The organism is Nocardia flavorosea NBRC 108225, assembly GCF_001613385.1.
Taxonomy (GTDB): domain Bacteria; phylum Actinomycetota; class Actinomycetes; order Mycobacteriales; family Mycobacteriaceae; genus Nocardia; species Nocardia flavorosea.
The window spans coordinates 98,834-116,353 of sequence record NZ_BDCG01000019.1 but is presented as its reverse complement, the minus strand read 5'-3'; the positions used below and the strand labels follow the sequence as shown (position 1 = coordinate 116,353).

Annotated in this window: 16 protein-coding genes; 9 read left to right on the top strand and 7 right to left on the bottom strand. The window is 66.8% G+C overall.

Annotated elements, in window-relative coordinates; translation table 11 throughout:
* Window positions 1-48 precede the first annotated feature (48 nt).
* From NFL01S_RS25835 to NFL01S_RS25815, 5 genes are all read left to right on the top strand, one after another.
* Window positions 49-1,236 (top strand): ATP-binding protein, encoded by a 1,188-nt coding sequence (locus tag NFL01S_RS25835; RefSeq protein ID WP_062978901.1) that lies wholly within the window; start codon window positions 49-51, stop codon window positions 1,234-1,236.
* Window positions 1,237-1,706: 470 nt separating this feature from the next.
* Window positions 1,707-1,994 (top strand): Rv0250c family protein, encoded by a 288-nt coding sequence (locus NFL01S_RS25830; RefSeq protein WP_062978900.1) that lies wholly within the window; start codon window positions 1,707-1,709, stop codon window positions 1,992-1,994.
* Between the two features lie 285 nt (window positions 1,995-2,279).
* Window positions 2,280-3,113 (top strand): succinate dehydrogenase subunit SdhC, encoded by an 834-nt coding sequence (sdhC, locus tag NFL01S_RS25825; protein ID WP_062978899.1) that lies wholly within the window; start codon window positions 2,280-2,282, stop codon window positions 3,111-3,113.
* Between the two features lie 15 nt (window positions 3,114-3,128).
* On the top strand, window positions 3,129-5,090 hold the full coding sequence (locus tag NFL01S_RS25820; RefSeq protein WP_062978898.1) for a fumarate reductase/succinate dehydrogenase flavoprotein subunit: 1,962 nt from the start codon (window positions 3,129-3,131) through the stop codon (window positions 5,088-5,090).
* Between the two features lie 4 nt (window positions 5,091-5,094).
* Window positions 5,095-5,841, top strand: coding sequence for a succinate dehydrogenase/fumarate reductase iron-sulfur subunit (locus NFL01S_RS25815; protein WP_062978897.1), 747 nt, complete (start codon window positions 5,095-5,097; stop codon window positions 5,839-5,841).
* Window positions 5,842-5,883: 42 nt separating this feature from the next.
* Here NFL01S_RS25815 and NFL01S_RS25810 read toward each other — a convergent pair whose 3' ends face one another.
* Together NFL01S_RS25810 and NFL01S_RS25805 are read right to left on the bottom strand one after the other, a co-directional pair.
* Entirely contained in the window at window positions 5,884-6,081 is a 198-nt protein-coding gene (locus NFL01S_RS25810; protein WP_033246590.1) for a hypothetical protein, read from the bottom strand.
* An 81-nt stretch (window positions 6,082-6,162) separates the two neighbouring features.
* Entirely contained in the window at window positions 6,163-6,390 is a 228-nt protein-coding gene (locus tag NFL01S_RS25805) for a DUF397 domain-containing protein (RefSeq protein ID WP_033246591.1), read from the bottom strand.
* A 271-nt stretch (window positions 6,391-6,661) separates the two neighbouring features.
* On the opposite strand from NFL01S_RS25805, the gene NFL01S_RS25800 reads away from it, so the two are divergent.
* Window positions 6,662-6,862, top strand: a complete 201-nt coding sequence (locus NFL01S_RS25800; protein ID WP_062978896.1) for a hypothetical protein — start codon at window positions 6,662-6,664, stop codon at window positions 6,860-6,862.
* A gap of 278 nt (window positions 6,863-7,140) precedes the next feature.
* Here NFL01S_RS25800 and NFL01S_RS25795 read toward each other — a convergent pair whose 3' ends face one another.
* The 4 genes from NFL01S_RS25795 to NFL01S_RS25780 all read right to left on the bottom strand — a co-directional run bounded on the left by NFL01S_RS25795 (window position 7,141) and on the right by NFL01S_RS25780 (window position 12,198).
* Window positions 7,141-8,088 (bottom strand): DNA-3-methyladenine glycosylase family protein, encoded by a 948-nt coding sequence (locus NFL01S_RS25795; protein ID WP_371851858.1) that lies wholly within the window; start codon window positions 8,086-8,088, stop codon window positions 7,141-7,143.
* 328 nt (window positions 8,089-8,416) lie between these two features.
* Entirely contained in the window at window positions 8,417-11,221 is a 2,805-nt protein-coding gene (locus tag NFL01S_RS25790; protein ID WP_062978894.1) for an FAD-binding and (Fe-S)-binding domain-containing protein, read from the bottom strand.
* A gap of 94 nt (window positions 11,222-11,315) precedes the next feature.
* Window positions 11,316-11,627, bottom strand: a complete 312-nt coding sequence (locus tag NFL01S_RS25785; protein ID WP_062978893.1) for a hypothetical protein — start codon at window positions 11,625-11,627, stop codon at window positions 11,316-11,318.
* A 130-nt stretch (window positions 11,628-11,757) separates the two neighbouring features.
* Window positions 11,758-12,198, bottom strand: a complete 441-nt coding sequence (locus tag NFL01S_RS25780) for a PaaI family thioesterase (protein ID WP_062978892.1) — start codon at window positions 12,196-12,198, stop codon at window positions 11,758-11,760.
* A gap of 345 nt (window positions 12,199-12,543) precedes the next feature.
* Here NFL01S_RS25780 and NFL01S_RS25775 point away from each other — a divergent pair, with 345 nt between their 5' ends.
* From NFL01S_RS25775 to NFL01S_RS37375, 3 genes are all read left to right on the top strand, one after another.
* Window positions 12,544-13,629: a DNA polymerase IV gene (locus NFL01S_RS25775; protein WP_062978891.1), complete on the top strand. Its 1,086-nt coding sequence runs from the start codon at window positions 12,544-12,546 to the stop codon at window positions 13,627-13,629.
* Window positions 13,630-13,702: 73 nt separating this feature from the next.
* Complete coding sequence (locus NFL01S_RS25770; RefSeq protein ID WP_062978890.1) at window positions 13,703-15,583, top strand: ABC transporter ATP-binding protein; 1,881 nt, start codon at window positions 13,703-13,705, stop codon at window positions 15,581-15,583.
* A 94-nt stretch (window positions 15,584-15,677) separates the two neighbouring features.
* Window positions 15,678-15,800 (top strand): hypothetical protein, encoded by a 123-nt coding sequence (locus NFL01S_RS37375; protein WP_280507996.1) that lies wholly within the window; start codon window positions 15,678-15,680, stop codon window positions 15,798-15,800.
* Window positions 15,801-15,906: 106 nt separating this feature from the next.
* On the opposite strand, the gene NFL01S_RS25765 is transcribed toward NFL01S_RS37375, so the two are convergent.
* Window positions 15,907-17,382: a molybdopterin-dependent oxidoreductase gene (locus tag NFL01S_RS25765; protein ID WP_245670890.1), complete on the bottom strand. Its 1,476-nt coding sequence runs from the start codon at window positions 17,380-17,382 to the stop codon at window positions 15,907-15,909.
* Window positions 17,383-17,520 lie beyond the last annotated feature (138 nt).

Sequence of the window (17,520 nt, the reverse complement as noted above, 5' to 3'; positions counted from 1 at the left end):
CATAGATTCGCCCATATATATGGATAGGCGCGCTACGGTAGGAGAGTTATGGACCCCGTGCGCAACCCGTATGCACCCGGCGCAGGCCAGCGTCCGCCCGAACTCGCCGGGCGCGGAAAGCAACTCGATGCATTCGATGTCGTCTGCGAACGTATTGCGCGGGGCCGTCCGGAACGCAGCGTGATGCTCACCGGACTCCGCGGCGTCGGCAAGACCGTTCTGCTCAATCAGTTGCGATCGGCCGCCGGCGCCCGCGGCTGGGGTACCGGCAAGATCGAGGCGCGACCGGATCAGGAACTGCGACGGCCGCTGTCTTCGGCGCTGCACATGGCGGCCCGGGCCATCGCCAAAGCTCATAACAACAGTGAACGTGTCGATGACTTCCTCGGCATACTCAAGGCATTCGCCCTGCGCGCCACCGCGGACAAAGGAATGCGGGAACGCTGGCAGCCCGGTATCGATGTCCCGGCCGTCACCGGCCGAGCCGATTCCGGCGATATCGAAATCGATCTGGTGGAACTACTGACCGAAGCCGCCGGCCTGGCCGCGGATATCGGCGTGGGTATCGCGATCTTCATCGACGAGATGCAGGACCTCGCACCGACGGATATCTCGGCCATCTGCGGCGCCTGCCACGAGTTGAGCCAGGACGCCGCACCCCTGATCGTGGTGGGTGCGGGTCTGCCGCATCTACCGGCCGTACTGTCGGCGTCGAAGAGCTATTCCGAACGGCTGTTCAGTTATCACCGGATCGACCGGCTGGATCGGGAGTCGGCCGATCTGGCTCTTATCGCGCCGGCCGAACGCGAAGAGGTGAAGTTCTCCGACGAGGCGCTGGCTGCGCTGTACCGCAAGGCCGACGGCTATCCGTATTTCGTCCAGGCCTACGGCAAGGCGACCTGGGATCAAGCCCCCGGTAGCCCGATCACCGCCGAGGACGTGGAGGTCGCCGCACCTACCGCCGAGGAGGAACTGGCCGTCGGATTCTTCGGTTCCCGCTACGAGCGCGCGACTCCGGCGGAGCGCGAGTACATGCGCGCTATGGCCGATCTGTCCGGCGACGAGGGCCCCGTCGCGACCGCGGCGGTCGCGACGGAGCTGGGCCGCAAACCCGCATCCCTTTCACCGGCTCGCGACGGCCTGATCAAGAAGGGGCTCATCTACTCCGCCGAACGGGGGACGATCGGGTTCACGGTGCCCCATTTCGGGCGTTACCTGCGGAGTGTGACCACCTGAGTCGCCGATTCCGCATTATCCGACTGTCTAGCAGTTACGCTAGATAATGCCAGAGAGCCCGATCGAGACCCAGCCAGACCGTGACCCGCACGGCCGGTCCGCGCGCAGACGATCAGGGAAATCTAACAGCTTCTAGTGATTTGCCCAGAAACCGGGATACTTCGCCCGCTTCGTGGTTCGATGAAGCTTTCTAACCTGCTCTAGCGAAAATCGTAGTTGCCGCTCGAAACATCTCGACGCCGCGACCGCACCACCGCCGGTCGGCTACCGGGCCGTCGCCGGGCTCCGGCAGTTGTACACATCGGCTCCCAACCGAAATCTGATCTTGACCATCCGACGAGCCGGAATCGCATTTTTGCCGTACTGTGTTGTAGATCACCTTGTGTGGTCGGTCACAAGCTACGCCGGATGGCCAGTGCAGCCCACGCGGCGTCACCCACCGCGACCGGTGAGCAAATCAGGAGGTATCCATGACACGTAGCGACTTCGCGGAACTCCGGTACGCCGTAAACCAGCTCCGGCAGTCCATCGGAGTGTTACGCGCCCACTACGGGGACGCGGGCACGATCCGCCGGCTGGAGAACGACCTGGAGCGGCTCTGCATCGATGCCGACGAGTTCGAACAGAGCCCGCCGCCACCGGTGGCCCGCCGCGCCCAGGAACCCATCTACGTACCCGACAGCAAATCAGATGAGTCGGCGTGGATGGGCGCACAGGACGAGGGGCTCGGCTTCCATTCACGGCCGCGCACCCAGTAGCACCCCCGGGTTCACCACCGGATAACTGAACCTTCCACCCCGGGCCACGAGCCGGGGTGTCGAGAGCGGCCGGTCGCCGGAGAGGCGGCCGGCCGCTCGTGTTTGCGGTGTATTCACCCGACAAGATCGGCAGTAAATGTGTCGCAAATCACTACACCCGGAGGGGGCCGAGATTACGCAGACCCCGCTCGACCGATAGCGACCCTGCCGTATGGTGCTCAGCATCACATTCGATCGCGGAGGTCTTCCGGCTTTCCGCACCGCCGATCAGTGAGGCATCGACCAGTGAGTGCCGCGACAACTTCGACCGCTCCCGAATCGGGAACAGGTGTTTTCAGCAGGACCCGGGCCCGGATCAGCGCCCGCACCCTACGTACGGATCGATGGTGGCTACCGCCCCTGATCACCGTGATCGGGCTCGGCGCCTTCGTCGTCTACGCGACCGTCAGATCGTTCGTGCGCACCGCGTACTGGGTGCCCGACTATCACTACCTGACGCCGTTCTACTCACCCTGCCTGAGCACGTCGTGCGTGGAGGGTGCCAGCCATTTCGGCACGCCGTTCGGCGATCTCCCGATGTTCATTCCGCTCGGGTTCCTGGTGCTGCCGTTCCTGCTCGGGTTCCGGCTCACCTGCTACTACTACCGGAAGGCCTACTACCGGTCGGTGTGGTTCTCCCCGCCGGCCTGTGCCGTGGCCGAACCCCACGCGAAGTACACCGGGGAGACCCGGCTGCCACTCATCATCCAGAACGCACACCGCTATTTCTTCTATGCCGCGGTGATCATCTCGGTGATCAACACCTACGACGCGATCGGCGCCTACCACGGTGAATCCGGTGGTTTCGGGATGGGTCTGGGCAGCTTGATCCTCACGGGGAACGTGATCCTGCTGTGGGCCTACACCCTGTCCTGCCACTCCTGCCGGCATATCGCCGGCGGCCGGTTGAAGCATTTCTCCGCCCACCCCGTGCGCTACTGGTTCTGGACCCAGGTCTCCAAGCTCAACACCAGGCATATGCAGCTGGCCTGGATCACGCTCGGCACCCTCGTACTCACCGACTTCTACGTGATGCTGGTGGCGAGCGGCACGATTTCTGATCTTCGCATCATCGACTGAGGAGTTTGGACGGCTATGCCCGAAGTGGAACGGCACACCTACGACGTGGTCGTGATCGGTGCCGGCGGTGCCGGACTACGCGCTGTGATCGAGGCCCGCGAACACGGCCTCTCGGTGGCGGTCGTATGCAAATCGCTGTTCGGCAAAGCACATACCGTGATGGCCGAGGGCGGCTGCGCCGCGGCCATGGGAAACGCCAACGAGAAGGACAGCTGGCAAACCCATTTCCGCGACACCATGCGCGGCGGGAAGTTCCTGAACAACTGGCGGATGGCCGAACTGCATGCGCTGGAAGCCCCGGACCGGGTCTGGGAACTGGAAACCTATGGCGCCCTGTTCGACCGGACCGCCGACGGCCGCATCAGTCAGCGCAACTTCGGTGGCCACACCTATCCGCGGCTGGCGCATGTCGGCGACCGGACGGGTCTCGAACTGATCCGCACCATGCAGCAGAAAATCGTCTCGCTGCAGCAGGAGGATTACGCCGAAACCGGTGACTACGAAGCGCGGATCAAGGTTTTCGCCGAATGCACCATCACCGATCTGCTGAAGGACGGCGACCGGATCAGCGGCGCTTTCGGCTACTGGCGCGAATCCGGGCGTTTCATCCTGTTCGAAACCCCGGCCGTGGTACTGGCCACGGGCGGTATCGGCAAGTCCTACAAGGTCACCTCGAACTCCTGGGAGTACACCGGTGACGGGCATGCGCTGGCCCTGCGGGCCGGTGCGCGCCTGATCAATATGGAGTTCCTGCAGTTCCATCCCACCGGGATGGTCTGGCCGCCCAGTGTGAAGGGCATCCTCGTCACCGAGGGGGTGCGCGGGGACGGCGGGGTGTTGAAGAACACCGAGGGCAAACGCTTCATGTTCGACTACATTCCGGCGGTCTTCAAAGGCCAGTACGCCGAAACCGAGGAAGAGGCCGACCAGTGGCTGCGCGATAACGATTCCGCCCGCCGCACCCCCGATCTGCTGCCCCGCGACGAAGTGGCGCGGGCGATCAACGAGGAGGTGAAGGCCGGCCGGGGCACCCCGCACGGCGGTGTCTACCTCGATATCGCCTCCCGGCTGACCCCCGAGGAGATCACCCGGCGGCTGCCGTCCATGCACCACCAGTTCAAGGAGCTGGCGGATGTGGACATCACGAAGGAACCCATGGAGGTAGGCCCGACCTGCCATTACGTCATGGGTGGTATCGAGGTGGACCCGGATACCGGTGCGGCGCACGTACCGGGTCTGTTCGCGGCCGGGGAGTGTTCCGGGGGAATGCACGGATCCAACCGGCTCGGCGGCAACTCACTGTCGGATCTGCTGGTGTTCGGCCGCCGCGCCGGGCTCGGCGCGGCCGAATACGTCCGGCAGCTGTCCGGCCGGCCGGTGGTATCGGAGACCGATATCGCGGCCGCGGCGGATATCGCGCTCGCCCCGTTCGACCCGCCGGAAGGCGGTTCGGGTGAGAACCCCTACACCTTGCACACCGATATGCAGCAGACCATGAACGATCTGGTCGGCATCATCCGTAAGGAGCAGGAGGTCCGCGAGGCGATCGACCGGCTCGACGAACTGCGCGAGCGGTTCGCACACGTCACCATCGAAGGGCACCGGCAGTTCAATCCAGGCTGGCATCTCGCCCTCGATATGCGCAATATGCTGCTGGTCAGCCGATGCGTGGCGCAAGCCGCGCTCCTGCGCACCGAGAGCCGCGGCGGCCATACCCGCGACGACCATCCGGGCATGGACCCGCAGTGGCGCAACAAGCTGCTGGTCTGCGCGATCGACGGCGAATCGACCGAGACCGGTGTCCCCGACATCTCGGTGACCGAACGCGAACAGACGCCGATGCGGCCCGAACTGCTGGCCCTGTTCGACTTCGCGGAGCTGGAGAAGTACTACACCCCGGACGAACTCGCCGGACATCCGGCGGCCCAGGCCGGTTCGGCCGCGCCGGGCCGCGAAACGAAGACCGAGGAGGCGTGAGGCGATGAGTTACGACGCCCAGTTCCGCGTATGGCGCGGCGATTCCGAGACCGGGGAGCTCCGGGATTTCACGGTGCCGGTGAACGAGGGCGAGGTGGTTCTCGACATCATTCATCGACTGCAGGCGACGCAGGCGCCCGATCTGGCTGTCCGGTGGAACTGTAAGGCCGGGAAGTGCGGGTCGTGTTCGGCCGAGGTGAACGGCCGGCCGCGCCTGCTGTGCATGACCCGAATGTCCACCTTCACGCCCGAAGACGTTGTCACTGTGACACCACTGCGGGCCTTCCCGGTGATCCGCGATCTGGTGACCGATGTGTCCTACAACTACGAAAAGGCGCGGGAGATACCGTCTTTCACGCCGCCGGCGGATCTGAAACCGGGTGAGTACCGAATGCAGCAGGTGGATATCGCGCGGTCGCAGGAATTCCGCAAGTGCATCGAATGTTTCCTCTGCCAGAACACCTGCCATGTGGTCCGTGACCACGACGAGAACAAGGAATCGTTCGCCGGGCCGCGGTATCTGATGCGTATCGCGGAGCTGGAGATGCATCCGCTCGATGTGGCCGATCGCCGCGACGAGGCACAGGAGCAGCACGGTCTGGGCTACTGCAATATCACCAAATGCTGCACCGAGGTGTGCCCGGAGCACATCAAGATCACCGACAACGCCTTGATTCCGATGAAGGAACGGGTCGCCGATCGAAAGTACGACCCGATCGTCTGGCTCGGCAACAAACTGTTCCGCCGCTGAGCGGGAGACGCGGCGGCAGCGTTCACGGCCGGCCGGGTGTGGTCACAGCATTGTGACCACACCCGTGGCCACCAAAGCCACGAGCACACCGACGAACAGTGCCGACAGCACCGAGCCGGTGAGTACGAATACCCCCACCGCGGCCGCCGCGAAGAGCAGCCCGACGATCAGCCACGCCACACCGTCGCTGGGCCCCAACTTGCGCAGCCGAGGATGGGAATTCTTGATCCCTCGGTCCACATATCGTTGTCTACCCGTTATACGACCTGGTAAACCCGCCGTGACCGGGTTGTAGCGGACGATCGCAGGGGACGGGCCGGATCACGGACGATCGAATTCGCCATCCCGTACGCCGGCCGTGAAGGCCGCCCACTCACCCGGGGTGAAGACCAGCACCGGACCGTCGGGATTCTTTCCGTCCCGCATCCCCACATGGCCGTCGGCGAGCATCGCGATCTCGACACTGTGCGAACCGGGCGCACCGTCCGGGGGGCTGCTCAGCCATTCGGCGCCGGAAAGATCCACCTTCGTACCGTTGTCGACGCTCATTCGGGTTCTCCTCCATCAGCCGCAATATGTTCCGTCGAGGGGCGGCGCCGCCCACGCCGGCACCGAGCGCGATGCTACGCGCACGGGCGGCCACACCGGGCCGGATACCGGTGGTGTACCGGTGCAATGCGAATTCGATGCGTGCAATACCACCGAAAATCACCCGTTCCGGACGCTTCTCGGCCTATGGTGAGCTGTTGGTCGTATGTGCACACCCGGAAACCCACCGCGGACAACAGGATCGCCGCGGTTGACAAGGAGGTCGTGTGTGATGCGGTTGAATCTGAGTACCCAGATCCCGACTCTGCTCGACTGCGGGGACGATCCGGGAGACATGACCGCCGAACAAGCTCATTCGGCAATGCAACTGCACCTGGACTGCACCGTAGATATGTGCCGGGTACGCCGCCGGGCCCGGGCGACACTCGTGGAATCCGGCCGCTGCGTATTGGACAACCGCGCACTCCAATAGGCCGCCGACGCCCGCGACGCCGCCCACACCAGTGGGTTCGGCCCATCTCGTTCCAGAGCGGCAAACCGGTGCACCAACGCGGCGCCGCCTCGGAAACCCCCCATGGCTCAGGGCTGTCTCGTCCTGGAACGACCGACCGCGATAGCGAACGCGCCGCCGCCCCTCGCCGAGGCCCACCCGATGGTTCGGGGCCCGTCTCGTTCTGGAGTGGGCGAGTGAAGAACGAGACCCAAGAGGCCCCGAACCCCGCGCCGCCAGAGGCGGCGCCATGTTGCAGCTCAGCGTCGGCTGTGGTCGGTGATCGGAGCGCGTGGGCCGAACCGTGGTTTCCGGGCCTGACCGCTGACCTCCAGTAACCGGATCGTCCGGTAGCGATGCGGGCGCACCGGCTCGAGGAACTCGACCATCTCGGCATCGTCGATATCCCGGCCGAGCAAAGTCCAGCCCACCAGCGACGCCAGGTGGAAATCGCCCACCGACAGGGCGTCGGCATCACCGAACGCGCGCTGGGCCGTCTCTGCGGCTGTCCACTCCCCTATACCCGGGATGGTCCGCAACTTGCGGGCGGCTTCCGCCGGCGGGAGTTCCGCCGTACGCTCCAGCGAATCGGCCACCCGCGCAGCCCGCACGATGGTCTGCCAGCGCTGCGGCCCCACATTGGCGCGGTGATAGCTCCACGAGGGGATGCGCGCCCAGGTCGCGGCGTCCGGCGGAACCCGCATCCCCTCCGGTGCGGGGCCCGGCGCCGGCTCACCGAAACGATGCACCAGGGCCCGCCACGCGGCGTGCGACGACACGATGGTGACCTTCTGCTCCAGGATCGCCGGCACGAGAGCTTCGAACACCCGCCCGGTGCGCAGCATGCGCAAACCCGGATTCCGCTGGTGAGCGGCGGCGATCGTGGGATGGACGGGCACGAAATCATCCACGTTCTCGTCCAGGCAGAACATCGACTCGAGCTGGTCGAGAAATTCCGCGGCGCCCGCGCCCCAGGCATCCGCCGTGATGGTGCGGGGTGCGGTCTGGGTCAGCCGGTAGGTCACGGGGCCGGTCGGCATCCGCGATATCCGCCAGTGCGCACCGTCGCTGTCGATCTGATGACAGGGGTCGGCGGGCCCACGACGAAGCGGCGCCAGGGTATGCGCGAGGTGGATGGGCCCACCGGCGGTCAGCACGCGGGTGGTTCGCGCGGAGTCGGCCGGTGATCCCGCGGATCGAAGAGGCACCCTGCCATTGTGCCCGCAAAACAGAGAACACCACGCCCGCAAGAACGGGAACCCGGTCGTTTCGTTCCGTGGTAACGCAGGTGGTTTGCGAGACGATATGACCCGAGTTGAGCAAATATGTGGCCGCCGCCACGATTGGAGGGTTTCATGATCACCGAGGCACTCAATTGGCTGCTCGATCTATGGGGCAGTGTTTTCGCCGGTAGTTCCGGTTACGAAATCCAGCCGGGCACGCTGCCGTCCGGAAGCTGATCTCCGCGGGCGGGTGACCGGGCCTGCTGCCCGGCCACCTGCATACCCGGACCGACGCCTCGGGTCCGCGAAATCACTAGTGGCCCAACAGGATCTGTGCAAGATGTCGTCCGCGGCCCGCAGCCAGCTGGGCGGCCTGAGTACGACACGAGAAGCCGTCGGCCACGAACACGGCATCGGAGGATGCGCCCGCCAGCGCCGGTAACAATCCGTTTCCGGCCACCGACACCGATATTTCGTAGTGCCCCTGCTGAATTCCGAAATTACCGGCAAGTCCGCAGCAGCCTGCGATTTCGGTCACATTCATACCCATTCGGGCAAATATCTGGCGATCCGGTTCGAAGCCCAGAACGGAATAGTGATGGCAGTGCGGTTGCACCACGATCGTTCGCTCGGGGCGGCTGGGCGGACACCAGTCCGGTTGTGCCAGCAAGAACTCGGCAAGCGTGCGCACGGCGGCAGCGACCGGGCGGGCACGTGCGTCGTCGGGGAGCAGCTCCGGTAGGTCGGCGCGCAACGCGGCCGTACACGACGGTTCGAGGCCGATCACCAGTCCGCCGGCGCCGACATGGGCGTCGAGCTGATCGAGGGTCCGGCGGAGCCGGGCACGTGCCCCATCCAGTTGCCCGGTACTGATCCAGGTCAGACCGCAGCACACCTGTCGCTCGGGCAGTACGACCCGGTACCCCAGCGAGTTCAGCAGGGTTACGGCGGCCTGCGCGATCTCCGGGTCGAATGCATTCGTGAACGTATCGACCCAGAGCATCACGGTCCCCGCTTCCGGGGCTCGCACCTGCTGTCGCGACGATTCCGTTCGCCAGATACGCCGGAACGGGCGAGTGGCCAGCTCCGGCACCGCACGCCGCGGATCGGCGCCCGCCGCGCGCATACCCCAGCGGCGCAACGGCCCCAGCCGCCCCGCGGCGTTCACCAGACGCGGCAGGCGAGTCGCTCCGGCGAGCCAGCGCGGCAGCATACCCAGCGCGTAATGGTCGCGCGGGCGGAGACGCCCCCGGTAGCGGCGGTACAGGGTTTCGGACTTGTAGGTCGCCATATCGACGCCGGCCGGGCAGTCGGAACCGCACGCCCGGCAGGACAGGCACAGGTCCAGGGATTCGGCCACCGCAGGCGCGGACCAGTCCAGGTCACCCCGGACCACCTCCTGCAGCACTCGAGCTCTCCCCCGGGTGGTGTCCTTCTCATCGGCCGTCGCGAGGTAGGACGGGCACATGAAGCCGCCGGCAACGCCGGTGTCGGCCCGGCATTTGCCCACCCCTACGCAGCGATGCACCGCGGTGGACAGGTCACCACCGTCGCCGTCGAACGCGAAACCACCGGCCGCCGCCACAGGCCCCAGCCCACGCAGCCGGAGATCGGCATCCAGCGGCCGAGGCTGCACCAGCACTCCCGGGTTGAGGACACCCGCCGGGTCGAACAGCGCCTTGAACCCGGCGAAAACGGCGCGGACCTCGGGCGAGTACATGATCTCCAGCAGTTCCGAACGGGCCCGTCCGTCGCCGTGCTCACCGCTGAGCGAACCACCGTGACGTACGACCAGATGTGCCGCATCGGTCAGGAAGGCACGGAAGCGGTCGGGCGCGCCGGCGAGGGGCAGATCCAGCCGGACATGCATACAACCGTCGCCGATATGCCCATAGAGCAAACCGTCGACCTTGTACTCTCCCATCAGCTCGTCGAAATCCCGCAGGTAGGCGCCCAGACGAGCAGGCGGCACGGCGGCATCTTCCCAGCCGGGCCAGGCGGGTTGCCCGTCGCGAGTACGTCCCGCCAGGCCGGCACCGTCGGCGCGGATCCGCCATAGTGCCGCGGCGGCGCCGGGGTCCTCGATCACGCGGACGTCGAGAGCACCGGCCGTACGGCACAACCGGTCGGCGGCCGCCCGGGCCTCGGACGGACCACCACCCGCCAGTTCGACGAACAACCAGCCCTGACCGCGCGGAAGATCCGGTACGCGCCGGCCGTGGGCCCGCACCATATCGACCAGGCGCGCATCGATACCCTCCACCGCTACCGGCGCCACCGAGACCACCGCGGCGATATCGTCGGCCGCGGTCGCCAGATCCTGGTAACCGAGGACCACGAGCAGGGTCGCGGCAGGTATCGGTACCAGTTCCACTTCGGCGTCCAGCAGCACACCGCATGTGCCCTCGGTGCCGACGAACGCCCCGGCGAGCGAGCTACCCCGCTCCGGAAGCAGATACTCCAGACCGTAGCCGGAGGCCTGGCGGTCGAACCGGCCGAGATCGGTACGCAGAACTGCGAGCGAGGCGCCGGTGAATTGGGGTAATCCGGGGATCGCGGCCAAATCGCCGGCAAGCCGGCGCTCAGTTCCGTTTCCGTCGAGAATCCGCAGCTCACGAACGCGATCAGAGGTTCGTCCCCAGGCGATGGCATGCGGTCCGCAGGCGTTGTTGCCGATCATCCCGCCGAGGGTGCAGCGATCCTGCGTGGACGGGTCCGGACCGAATCGCAACCCGTGCGCGCGGGCCCGGCGCTGCAGATCGGCGAGAACCACGCCGGGCTGCACCCGCGCGGTCCGCCGTTGCGGGTCGATCTCGGCGATACCGTTCATATGCCTGCTGAAATCGCAGACGATGCCGGGTCCGACGGCATTGCCTGCCACGGAAGTTCCGCCGCCGCGCGAGGTGAAGGGCAGTCCTTCGGAACGGGCGAACTCCAGCGCCGCCACCACATCCGCGTCCCTGCGCGGAAACACGACCACTTCCGGCAGGACCCTGTAGTTCGATGCGTCGGAGGAGTACTCCACCCGGCGGCGACGGGAGATATCCACCGCATCCGCACCGATCCGGGTGCTCAGCTCCCGCCCGAGCGCATCCCGCCGCCTGTCGTCGTCGGTCACGACGACCAGCCTAGGCCCACGTTCGTTTCCGCTCCCGAATTGCGCGTGGCCATGCCGGTCCCCGAACACGCCGATACCTCGGCGCACCGCGTTCTCACGCGGACATCGCACGGTCCCCCGGTCGCACATCACCAGCCTCCGGGTTCCCGTCGGCCCGCCGCAGGCCGGTCACTTCGTGGCCGAGCCACACCGGTGCCCCCGGACGCCCGGGGCTCTCCTTGTGGTCATCCGTCCTCAGCCGGTACAGGAGACCCGCGCGTGCGACTACCGAAGACCCGGCCGGGAACTCGGCTTGTTCGATACCTGTCCGCTGATTGTCGGCGCTCGGCTCGCCCGGCTCGCGGCGCAGGCGGGAACGGTCACGGGCTCCGGTCGTGACCTCGGCGAGCGCCGTGGTCGAGGTCACGCTTCGCCCGCGGTGCTACACACCGACCCGATTCGATCGCGTCGACCACGGCTCGGAATACCTGGCCGGAGGATAGTACGGCCGGCGGAGGGCCCGGAATTTACAGCACCGAGCGTAGCCGCGGCGTGGGTCAGGAGTCGCCGAGATCTCGTTCGACGGAGCGCACGGTGCCCTGGGCGAGCGCGCACTGTACGGGATCGGAACCCGCCGATTCGGCGGTGATCACGCAGCTCACCACGGCCTGGCGCCGCGTGGACCCGGTGACCGCGGCGACGGCGCGCAGGCGTTCGCCGCGGGCCGGTCGCAGGTAGGTGACCGAGAAACCGCCGGTGAGCACGTTCGCGCCGAGTACGGTTCCGGCGGCAAAGGTGATCGAGTTATCGGCCAGGTAGGACAGCACTCCGCCGTGGACATACCCGAACTGCTGTGTGAGCTCCGGACGGATCGGCACGATCAGGGTCGCGGAACCGGTTTCGAAGGCGGCGAGCTCGGTGCCGACCAGGTTCGCGAACGGCTGGGCGGCCAGCACTTTCGCGGCCAGGTCGAAATCGAGCGGGGCTGGATCGGACATCTTCGCCTTTCGGTCGGTGAGCGCGTGCGCCGCGTCGGCTCTGCGAACGCGCCACTCGGTGGAGCCGCGCCCGGTGCCCGGCGGTGTGACCCCAGTTTGCCGCCTCGGCGGACCTGCCGGGCCCCCGCCGGGCTACTCCGGGCCGGTCACCCGGTGGACCTGCCACGTCCCCGGTCGGACGGGACCGCCCGGCGGGCTCTCGGCCGCCGGTCGGCGGACCTGCATGCCCCTCACCTCCAAGCCCCTCGCACCGGTGCTACGACGACGTCCGCAGGTACAGCGAATGTGTAGCCCGCGCCCGGTGATATCCCCCGGTTGTCACCCGGGAGGAGTAAGACTGCATACGTGGCCAGATGGCTGTTGCATGTCGACCTCGACCAATTCCAGGCCGCGGTGGAATTCCGGCGGCATCCCGAACTACGCGGGCTGCCGGTGATCGTGGGCGGGAATGGGGACCCCGAGGAACCCCGCAAGGTTGTGACCTGCGCTTCGTACCCGGCTCGGGCCTACGGGATCCGGGCCGGGATGCCGTTGCGGACGGCTGCGCGCAAATGTCCCGAAGGGGTTTTCCTGCCGCTGGATCCAGCCAGCTACGACGAGGCTTCGGAGCAGGTCATGGCACTGCTGCGCACTTTCACCGACCAGGTGGAAGTGTGGGGCTGGGACGAGGCGTTCGTGGCGGCCGAGACCGACGCCCCGGAGAGCCTCGCCGCCGCGATCCGCACTGGGGTCGCCGAACTCGGCCTGACCTGCGCGGTGGGTATCGGGGACAACAAGCTGACCGCCAAACTGGCCACCGGGTTTGCGAAATCTGTCGGTAAATCCGCCGATACGGCGGCCGAGCAACCGGGCGCCCACACGGGCATGTTCCGGCTGACCGCGGCGAACTGGTCGCAGGTGATGGCGCACCGGCCGACGAACGCGCTGTGGGGAATCGGTACCCGGATCGCGGCCCGCCTGGCCGAATTGGATATTCACACGATCGGCGATCTGATGGCGGCGGACCGGTCGGTGCTGGCCGCCGAGTTCGGGCCCACCAACGGCCCTTACCTGTGGGTCATGGGGCGTGGGGCCGGTGATACCGAGATCGTGACCAAACCGCCGCCGGCGGTGGGCCGCAGCAGATCGGAGACCTTCCCGCGCGACCTCACCGAGCGTGACGAGATTCGCGCGCAGGTCGAGCGGCTGGCGGCGGAGGTCACCGCGGAGATCGCCGCGGCGGGCCGGATAGCGGTCCGGGTGGCGGTCACGGTGCGGACCAGCACCTTCTATACCCGCAGTAAACAGTCGAAACTGGCCGAGCCCACAACGGATGTTGCGACCATCGTCGATACCGCGTTGCGCATTCTGGACCGGTTTCCGCTGGACCGTCCGATCCGGCTGCTCGGTGTCCGGCTCGAACTGGCACCCGTTCCCGGCCCGGCAGCTTGACCTAAATAAAGGTTGAGCTTTTAGTGTCGGTGCACTGGAGTTGAATCGGCTCCGGAGCGGAAGGACATGTCGGATGAGCATGGAATCGGTTGCCTGGGATCAGATGTACCGGCGTATGCACGCCCCTGAGGAACAGCGGGCGTTCAGCCTCGCCACGGCGCGGCGAATCCTGGGATTCGCGCGGTCGCACCGGCGCCGGATGGCCGCGTTCCTGGTACTGAGCGTCGTGGCGGCGGTACTCGCGGTGGCCACACCACTGCTGGCGGGCCGGGTGGTCGACGAGATCATCGACGGATCCGCCGCCCGGACGGTGATCATGCTGGCGCTTGCCATTGCGGGCCTCGCCGTTCTCGATGCCGGACTGGGTCTGGCGATCCGGTGGCTTTCGGCCCGTATCGGGGAAGGGCTGATCCTGGATCTGCGCACCGCCGTGTTCGATCACGTCCAGCGCATGCCGATCGCGTTCTTCACCCGCACCCGGACGGGCGCGCTGGTCAGCCGCCTGAACAACGATGTGATCGGCGCCCAGCGCGCCTTCAGCGACACCCTCTCCGGAGTGGTCGCCAATCTGGTGACCGTCATCCTCACTCTGGTGGTGATGCTCCAGCTGTCCTGGCAGATCACCCTGCTCGCCCTGCTGTTGCTACCGGTATTCGTGATACCGGCCCGGCGGATGGGTGACCGGCTGGCCGATATCCAGCGTGAGGCCGCCGGCCTGAACGCGGCCATGAGCACCCAGATGACCGAACGCTTCTCGGCACCGGGCGCTACCCTGGTGAAACTGTTCGGCCGCCCGGATCAGGAGTCCGGCGAATTCGCGCTACGCGCGCGGCGGGTACGCGATATCGGTGTTCGCACCGCCATGCTGCAAACCGTGTTCGTCACGGCGTTGACGCTGGTCTCCGCGCTCGCGGTGGCACTGGTATACGGACTGGGTGGCTGGTACGCGCTGCGCGGGCAGCTCGACGCCGGGGCGGTCGTAGCCCTGTCGTTGCTGCTGACCAGGCTGTACTCGCCGCTCACCGCGCTCGCCAGCGCCCGGATGGAGGTCATGTCGGCGCTGGTCAGTTTCGAGCGCGTCTTCGAAGTCCTCGATCTGAAACCGCTGATCGAGGACGCGCCGGATGCGCGACCGGTCCCGGCCGGTGGCGTCGCGGTGGAATTCGACGATGTGCGCTTCGGCTATCCCGCCGCGGACAAGGTCTCGCTGGCTTCGCTCGAGGAGGTCGCGACCCTGGACACCCGCGGTGGCGAGGAGGTGCTGCACGGAATCAGCCTGAGCGCCGAACCCGGCGAACTCATCGCCCTCGTAGGTTCCTCCGGAGCCGGTAAATCGACCATCGCCCAGCTGGTTTCGCGACTCTACGATGTCGATTCGGGTTCGGTACGGCTGGGCGGCACCGATGTTCGCGAGTTGAGCACCGCCTCGATCCGGGAAACGGTGGGCCTGGTTACCCAGGACGGCCACCTGTTCCACGACACCATCCGGGCCAACCTGCTACTGGCGGCCCCCGAAGCGGACGAGGAGCAGCTGTGGGATGCGCTGAGCCGCGCCCGGTTAGGCGATTTGATCGCCTCGCTACCCGACGGCCTGGATACCGTGGTCGGCGAACGCGGCTATCGGCTCTCCGGCGGCGAACGCCAGCGCCTCACCATCGCCCGCTTGCTGCTCAAACAGCCGCGGGTAGTGATTCTCGACGAAGCCACTGCCTCATTGGATTCCACATCCGAAGCGGCGGTACAGGCAGCGCTGAACGAGGCATTGCAGGACCGCACCGCGCTGGTGATCGCCCATCGCCTCTCCACCGTGCGCGCGGCGGACCAGATCCTGGTGGTGGAAGCGGGGCAGATCGTGGAACGCGGAACCCATCCGGAACTGCTCGCAGCCAACGGTCGCTACGCCGAGCTCTACCGCACCCAGTTCGCCGGCGCACCGGAACCGGCCGCAGCCTGAAACCACAACCGGACGCCGCGCAGCGGCCGCCGGGAGCCCGAAACCGTCCCGGAGCCCTCTCGTGCCATCGCTGACCTGCGCGGCCTCATTCGGCATGACGACCGCTTCGAGCTTGTGGGCGACCCTCATCGACGGTGACGTACTCATCGGCAGTGTCTTCGCGGACGACGAACGGTCGCGCAGCCAGAACCCGGTCCGCTACGTCTACGACAAGTAGCTCAATGGCCGGCTACGGGCACTACGAAGGCCGGCACCCGCGCCCCGGGTGCCGGCCTTCGTATTTCTTATGGGGCTGCGAGTTCCCACCAGAATGCCAGTGGCACTTACTCGACCCGGAAGGTTCGGGTGTGCCAGCCGGTGGCGCCGTCGGGGACCGGATCGGCACGCTGTTCGGTCTGTACACGGCCTTCACCGTCGGTGGCGCGGACTCGCAGGGTGTGGTCGCCGGGGACCGCGTTCCAGCGCCAGGTCCACTGGCGCCACGTGTCCGAGGAGTATTCCGGCGCGAGTTCGGCGGGCTGCCACGGGTCGTTGTCGACCTGGACTTCGACGGCGGCGATACCGCGCTGCTGGGCCCAGGCCACACCCGCGACAACAGCCGGCCCGGGTGCGATTTTCGCGAACGGGGTGGGTACGTCGATTCGTGAGGCGGTTTTGATCGGGCCGCGCGCCGACCAGCCGCGGCGGGTCCAGTACGCCTGGGCCCTGTCGAATCTGGTGATCTCCAGGTCGACCACCCATTTGGTCGCGCTGACGTAGCCGTAGAGCCCTGGAACCACGAGCCGGGCCGGATAACCGTGCTCGACCGGTAGGGGTGCGCCGTTCATACCGACGGCCAGCAGCGCGTCGCGACCGTCGGTGAGGGCCGCTACCGGTGTTCCGGCGGTGAATCCGTCGGCGCTGGTGGACAGCACCATATCCGCGTCGGGGCGAACACCGGCCTCGGCGAGCAAGTCCGCCAGCGGGTAGCCGATCCAGCGGGCGTTACCGGCCAGGTCTCCGCCTACCTCATTGGAGACGCAGGTCAAGGTGATCGTCTTTTCCACGGCCGGCCGGCGGCGTAGCTCGTCCATGGTCAGTTCGATCTCACGGTCCACCATGCCGTGGATTCGCAGCCGCCAGTCCTCGCTGGTCACCGCCGGAATTCGCAGGGCGGTGTCGATCCGGTAGAACGTGTCGTTGGGCGTGATGAATTCGGTGAGCCCGCGGACCGGCGGATCGGTACCCGGTGGTGGCGGGGCAGCCGCGGTCACCGGACGCGGCAACACGAAACGCTCCAGATCGGCGGTTACGGCCCGCATTCGCTCACCGACCCAGCGTCCGGCGGCCGCGCTTCCGGCTGCTACCGCGGCGGCACCGGCGACCAGTACGAGGAACCGGCGCCGGGACGGGTCGGCGGCCGATACCTCGTCCGTGGGCTCCGGGTTCGGTGCCCGCGTGATCAGATAGCGCAGTGTGACAATCCCCGCCGCGCTACCGACCAGGATCGGAATCACGAATACCGCAGTGGCGTTGGGCCGTCCCAGCACTGCCACGCAGACGAGCAGCCCGAAGGCGATCAGCAGCGCACTTCCGTACGGCCGCCGCCGTTCCAGCAGGCCCACGGCGACCGCGAGCACCGCCATCACCACACTCATCGATACGAACAGCACGGCTTTGTCGGCGGTGCCGAATTGTTCGATGGCGAACTCACGCAGTGCTTTCGGCGTGTAGTCGACTACCGTGGCACCGGTCGAGACGAACGGCGAGGCATCCGGGTCGATCAGTCCTGCGAACAGTTCCGCGATACCGAGCACCATCCCGGCGGCCGCGAGACCGCACAGGCCCGCCGCGACAACCCCGGGCGTGGGTTCACCCGCCGGCTCCCGGGATCGTTGCGCGATTCCGGGTGAATCCGGTACATCCTGCATCAGCACCCTCGTTCCGCCATCGGGCCA

Excerpts from the sequence above, each read along its gene's own strand:
- NFL01S_RS25800 (WP_062978896.1), top strand. The coding sequence starts at position 6,662 with ATGCGGTTGAATCTGAGTACCCAGATCCCGACTCTGCTCGACTGCGGG.
- NFL01S_RS25815 (WP_062978897.1), top strand. The coding sequence starts at position 5,095 with ATGAGTTACGACGCCCAGTTCCGCGTATGGCGCGGCGATTCCGAGACC.
- NFL01S_RS37375 (WP_280507996.1), top strand. The coding sequence starts at position 15,678 with ATGACGACCGCTTCGAGCTTGTGGGCGACCCTCATCGACGGTGACGTA.
- NFL01S_RS25805 (WP_033246591.1), bottom strand. The coding sequence starts at position 6,390 with ATGAGCGTCGACAACGGTACGAAGGTGGATCTTTCCGGCGCCGAATGG.
- NFL01S_RS25820 (WP_062978898.1), top strand. The coding sequence starts at position 3,129 with ATGCCCGAAGTGGAACGGCACACCTACGACGTGGTCGTGATCGGTGCC.
- NFL01S_RS25835 (WP_062978901.1), top strand. The coding sequence starts at position 49 with ATGGACCCCGTGCGCAACCCGTATGCACCCGGCGCAGGCCAGCGTCCG.
- NFL01S_RS25770 (WP_062978890.1), top strand. The coding sequence starts at position 13,703 with ATGAGCATGGAATCGGTTGCCTGGGATCAGATGTACCGGCGTATGCAC.
- NFL01S_RS25830 (WP_062978900.1), top strand. The coding sequence starts at position 1,707 with ATGACACGTAGCGACTTCGCGGAACTCCGGTACGCCGTAAACCAGCTC.
- NFL01S_RS25780 (WP_062978892.1), bottom strand. The coding sequence starts at position 12,198 with ATGTCCGATCCAGCCCCGCTCGATTTCGACCTGGCCGCGAAAGTGCTG.
- NFL01S_RS25765 (WP_245670890.1), bottom strand. The coding sequence starts at position 17,382 with ATGGTGCTCGGTATCGCGGAACTGTTCGCAGGACTGATCGACCCGGAT.